Here is a 5,408-nt window from a genome sequence, read left to right as displayed (position 1 = left end):
GGATCGCGATCCCGTACGGCCCGTTCGCCGCTGTGCGCTGTGCCTTACGCGGGGACGCTCGCGACGCCCTGCGGCAGGAACCGCTTGCCGTTCACGCGCTCGGAGACACCCTCACGGTCCAGGTACGGCGTCACGCCGCCCAGGTGGAAGGGCCAGCCGGCGCCCGTGATCAGGCAGAGGTCGATGTCCTGCGCCTCGGCGACGACACCCTCCTCCAGCATCAGGCCGATCTCCTCGGCCACCGCGTCCAGGACGCGGGCGCGAGCCTGCTCCTCCGTCAGGACGGTGTCGCCCTGCTGCAGCAGCGCCGCGACCTCCGGGTCCAGCTCAGGCTTGCCCGAGTCGTAGACGTAGAAGCCGCGCTTGCCGGCCTCGACGACCGCCTTCAGGTTCGCGGAGACGGTGAAACGCTCCGGGAAGGCGCGGTTCAGGGTCTCGGAGACATGCAGACCGATGGCCGGGCCGACCAGCTCCAGCAGCACCAGCGGGGACATCGGCAGGCCCAGCGGCTCCACCGCCTTCTCCGCCACGGCGACCGGGGTGCCCTCGTCGATGATGTTCTGGATCTCGCCCATGAAGCGGACCAGGATGCGGTTCACGACGAACGCCGGGGCGTCCTTGGTGAGGACCGCGGTCTTCTTCAGCTTCTTGGCGACACCGAAGGCCGTGGCCAGCGAGGCGTCGTCGGTCTTCTCGCCGCGGACGATCTCCAGCAGCGGCAGGATCGCGACCGGGTTGAAGAAGTGGAAGCCGACCACACGCTCCGGGTGCTGGAGCTTGGAGGCCATCTCGGAGACCGACAGCGAGGAGGTGTTGGTGGCGAGGATCGCGTGCGCCGGGGCGACGGCCTCGACCTCCGCGAACACCTTCTGCTTGACGGTCATCTCCTCGAACACGGCCTCGATGATGAAGTCCGCGTCCGCGAAGCCCTCGGCCTTGTCCAGGACACCGCTCACCAGCGCCTTCAGGCGGTTGGCCTTGTCCTGGTTGATCCGGCCCTTGCCGAGCAGCTTCTCGATCTCGGCGTGGACATAGCCCACACCCTTGTCGACACGCTCCTGGTCGATGTCGGTGAGCACCACCGGCACCTCCAGGCGGCGCAGGAACAGCAGCGCGAGCTGGGAGGCCATCAGACCGGCGCCGACGACACCGACCTTGGTGACCGGGCGGGCCAGGTTCTTGTCCGGGGCACCGGCCGGGCGCTTGCCGCGCTTCTGCACCAGGTTGAAGGCGTAGATACCGGAGCGCAGCTCGCCACCCATGATCAGGTCGGCGAGGGCGGCGTCCTCGGCGTCGAAGCCCTTCTGGAGGTCGCCGTCCTTGGCCGCCTCGATGATGTCCAGGGCGCGGTACGCGGCCGGGGCCGCGCCGTGCACCTTGGAGTCGGCGATGAACCGGCCGCGGGCGACGGCCTGGTCCCAGCCCTCACCGCGGTCGATCTCGGCGCGCTCCACCGCGATCTCGCCCTTGAGGACGGACGCGGTCCAGATCAGCGACTGCTCCAGGAAGTCGGCGCCCTCGAAGATCGCGTCGGCGATGCCGAGCTCGAAGACCTGGCTGCCCTTGAGCTGCTTGTTCTGGTTCAGCGAGTTCTCGATGATCACCGAGACGGCCTTGTCCGCACCGATCAGGTTCGGCAGGATCGCGCAGCCGCCCCAGCCCGGGACCAGGCCCAGGAAGACCTCGGGCAGCGAGAAGGCCGGCAGGGCCGCGGAGACCGTGCGGTACGAGCAGTGCAGACCGACCTCGACACCGCCGCCCATCGCCGCACCGTTGTAGTACGCGAAGGTCGGGACAGCGAGCGCGGACAGCCGCTTGAAGACGTCGTGGCCGCCCTTGCCGATGGCCAGCGCGTCCGAGTGCTGCTTGAGCAGCTCGACGCCCTTGAGGTCGGCGCCGACGGCGAAGATGAACGGCTTGCCGGTGATACCGGCACCGACGATGGCGCCCTCGGACGCCTCCTTCTCGACCTGGTCGATCGCGACGTTCAGGTTCGCGAGCGACTGCGGGCCGAAGGTGGTCGGCTTGGTGTGGTCGAAGCCGTTGTCCAGCGTGATGAGGGCGAACTTGCCCGCGCCGCCGGGGAGGTCGAGGTGGCGCACGTGCGCCTGGGTGACGACCTCGTCCGGGAACAGCTCGGCCGCGCCCTTCAGGAGCTCAGCGGTGGTGCTCACTTGTTGCCTCCGGCGTCCTTGTGGTGCGGGTTCTCCCAGATCACGGTGGCGCCCATGCCGAAGCCGACGCACATCGTGGTGAGGCCGTAGCGGACCTCCGGCTGCTCCTCGAACTGGCGGGCCAGCTGCGTCATCAGACGGACGCCGGAGGAGGCGAGCGGGTGACCGAACGCGATGGCGCCGCCGTACTGGTTGACGCGGGCGTCGTCGTCGGCGATGCCGTAGTGCTCGAGGAAGGCCAGGACCTGGACGGCGAAGGCCTCGTTGATCTCGAACAGGCCGATGTCGTCGATGGAGAGGCCCGCCTGGGCGAGGGCCTTCTCGGTCGCCGGGATCGGGCCGTAGCCCATGACCTCGGGCTCGACGCCGGCGAAGGAGTACGAGACCAGGCGCATCTTGACCGGGAGGTTGTTCTCCCGGGCGAAGTCCTCGGAGGCGATGAGCGAGGCGGTGGCGCCGTCGTTCAGACCCGCGGCGTTACCGGCGGTGACGCGGCCGTGGACGCGGAACGGCGTCTTCAGGCCCTGCAGGTTCTCGAACGTGGTACCCGGGCGCATCGGCTCGTCGGCGGTGACCAGGCCCCAGCCGGTCTCGCCGGCCTCGGGGTTGGTGCGGCGCACCGAGACCGGCACCAGGTCCTGCTGGATCTTGCCGTTGGCGTACGCCTTGGCGGCCTTCTCCTGCGAGCGCACGGCGTACTCGTCGGCGCGCTGCTTGGTGATGGTGGGGTAGCGGTCGTGCAGGTTCTCGGCGGTCATGCCCATGAAGAGGGCCGACTGGTCGACGAGCTTCTCCGACACGAAGCGCGGGTTGGGGTCGACGCCCTCACCCATCGGGTGGCGGCCCATGTGCTCGACACCGCCCGCGATGGCGATGTCATACGCACCGAAGGCGACGCTGCCCGCGACCGCGGTCACGGCGGTCAGCGCGCCGGCGCACATGCGGTCGATCGAGTAGCCGGGCACGGACTGGGGCAGCCCCGCGAGGATGCCGGCGGTGCGGCCGATGGTCAGACCCTGGTCGCCGATCTGCGTGGTCGCGGCGATGGCGACCTCGTCGATCTTCTTGGGGTCGAGGTCCGGGTTGCGGCGCAGCAGCTCCCGGATGGCCTTCACGACGAGATCGTCGGCGCGGGTCTCGTTGTAGATGCCCTTCGGGCCCGCCTTGCCGAACGGGGTGCGGACGCCGTCGACGAAGACGACGTCCCTGACGGTACGAGGCACGATGGCTCTCCTCCAGGGTGCGGGGTGGCACTGCTGCGCGTGCGCGGCTAAGCGCACGCTTGCCCTCATGCTACTTGCGGGTAACTGGGATGCCCACACCTGGAGCGTGGAGCGGCGAAGGTCACACTCCCGGTGCACCTCGGTGCCCCCGCGCCCCCGGTGTTCCGCCCGTCGCGGCGACGCCCCGCCGGGCTGGCTTTGCCGGGGTCCCCGGCACCGTAGTGCCCCGTTGCACGGGGCTCGGGGTGCCGCGGTATACCCCACCCCGTGTGGTGGACCGGTGTGTCCGGCCTCAACCTCCCCCAGACTTCGTCCGGGGGACCCCCAGATTTGTGGCGGCAGCGCCGAATATCACACGGTCCCGGATACGAGCCCCGGAGCGGCCCCAACGGCACGCTCCCGGCGGCGGGCAACCCCGATCACCCAGCCCGGCCGGCGTTTGAGGCCGGACACACCGGCCCACCGTGCGGGGGTGGGGTACACCGCAACACCCGGCACCCCGTGCAACGGGGCACCGTGAAAGCGGTGGGGTCAGGGCTGGGCCGAGAGGGCCCGGGTGAGCAGGGGGGTCACCTGCTCGATCTGCCACTCGCGCGCCCCGAACGCCCGCAACGCCGACGACACCTCATCGGGGCTCGCCCCCGGCGGCTCCCAGCAGACCCGGCGCACCGTGTCCGGTGTGATCAGGTTCTCCTGCGGCAGGTTCAGCCGCTCCGCGAGGGCCGAGACCGACGCTCGGGCCGCCGACAGGCGGGCCGCCGCGGCGGGGTCCTTGTCCGCCCAGGAGCGCGGGGGCGGCGGGCCCGCCACCGGCTGCCCCGGCTGCGGCAGTTCCGCATCCGACAGGGCGCGCGCCCTGTCGACCGCCGCCTGCCACTGCTCAAGCGCGCGCCGCCCCATCCGGTGCCCGAATCCGGTCAGCGCGGTCAGCGCCTGTACGTTCACGGGCACGGCGAGGGCCGCCTCGATGATCGCCGCGTCGCCCAGTACCTTGCCCGGTGAGACATCACGCCGCTGCGCCACCTTGTCGCGGGCCGTCCAGAGCTCCCGTACGACGGCCATCTGCCGGCGGCGCCGCACCTTGTGCATGCCCGAGGTGCGCCGCCAGGGATCCTTGCGCGGCGGGGCGGGCGGGGCCGACGCGATCGCGTCGAACTCCTGCCATGCCCACTCCAGCTTCCCCTGGCGGTCGAGCTCCTTCTCCAGCGCGTCCCGCAGGTCCACCAGCAGTTCCACGTCGAGCGCCGCGTACCGCAGCCAGGGCTCCGGCAGCGGACGGGTCGACCAGTCCACGGCCGAGTGGCCCTTCTCCAGCGCGTAGCCGAGCACCGATTCGACCATGGCGCCCAGTCCCACTCGCGGGAAGCCCGCCAGCCGCCCGGCCAGCTCGGTGTCGAAGAGCCTGTTCGGCACCATGCCTATTTCACGCAGACACGGCAGGTCCTGGGTGGCCGCGTGCAGGATCCATTCGGTCCCGGCCAGTGCCTCGCCGAGACCGGAGAGATCGCCGCAGCCGACGGGGTCGATCAGTGCCGTGCCCGCGCCCTCCCTGCGGAGCTGGACGAGGTACGCCCGTTGGCCGTACCGGTAGCCGGACGCACGCTCGGCGTCCACGGCCACGGGGCCGCTCCCCGCGGCGAACGAGGCGATGACGGAGACGAGGTCCTCAGGTGTCGAGAGCACCGGGGGAACACCCTCGCGCGGCTCGAGGAGAGGGATCGGCGCCCCGTCGACCGCGAGGCCGTCGTCCGGGGGGCCGCCCCCGGGGGTACGCAGGTCTGGAACTGCTGCGGTCTCTTGGGCGTCGGTCACCTGTCAAGGGTATCTGTGAACGGAAGCCGCCCCCCGCCGCGCACCTAAGGGGGGGGGGGGGGGCCCCCTGGCGCGCCCGCGCCCCCGCCGCGGGGTGATTTGTGAGCGTTCTGCGCGCGCGGGGCCCGCCCCCCCCCGCTCGTTCCGGGCGCGGCGGCGCATGCGGATGATGACCGACCTTGTGAGGATCGTGTCTGGG

The 5,408-nt window shown here is 71.1% G+C and carries 3 protein-coding genes; all 3 read right to left on the bottom strand.

The window, feature by feature from the left end:
• Positions 1-44: 44 nt before the first annotated feature.
• Positions 45-2,174 carry a 3-hydroxyacyl-CoA dehydrogenase NAD-binding domain-containing protein gene (locus tag ACFWI9_RS32735; RefSeq protein WP_387168488.1) on the bottom strand — a complete coding sequence of 710 codons (2,130 nt, stop codon included), beginning with the start codon at positions 2,172-2,174 and terminating at the stop codon, positions 45-47.
• Complete coding sequence (locus tag ACFWI9_RS32730; protein WP_387168485.1) at positions 2,171-3,397, bottom strand: thiolase family protein; 1,227 nt, start codon at positions 3,395-3,397, stop codon at positions 2,171-2,173. The genes ACFWI9_RS32735 and ACFWI9_RS32730 overlap by 4 nt, the downstream gene beginning before the upstream one ends.
• Positions 3,398-3,928: 531 nt before the next feature.
• Positions 3,929-5,209, bottom strand: coding sequence for an HRDC domain-containing protein (locus ACFWI9_RS32725; protein WP_387168482.1), 1,281 nt, complete (start codon positions 5,207-5,209; stop codon positions 3,929-3,931).
• Between the last annotated feature and the right edge of the window lie 199 nt (positions 5,210-5,408).

The sequence above is a fragment of the Streptomyces sp. NPDC127084 genome, from assembly GCF_042724175.1.
Classification (GTDB): Bacteria; Actinomycetota; Actinomycetes; order Streptomycetales; family Streptomycetaceae; genus Streptomyces.
Note: the sequence above shows the minus strand (reverse complement) of the source record. Positions and strands in the feature narration are given on the sequence as shown.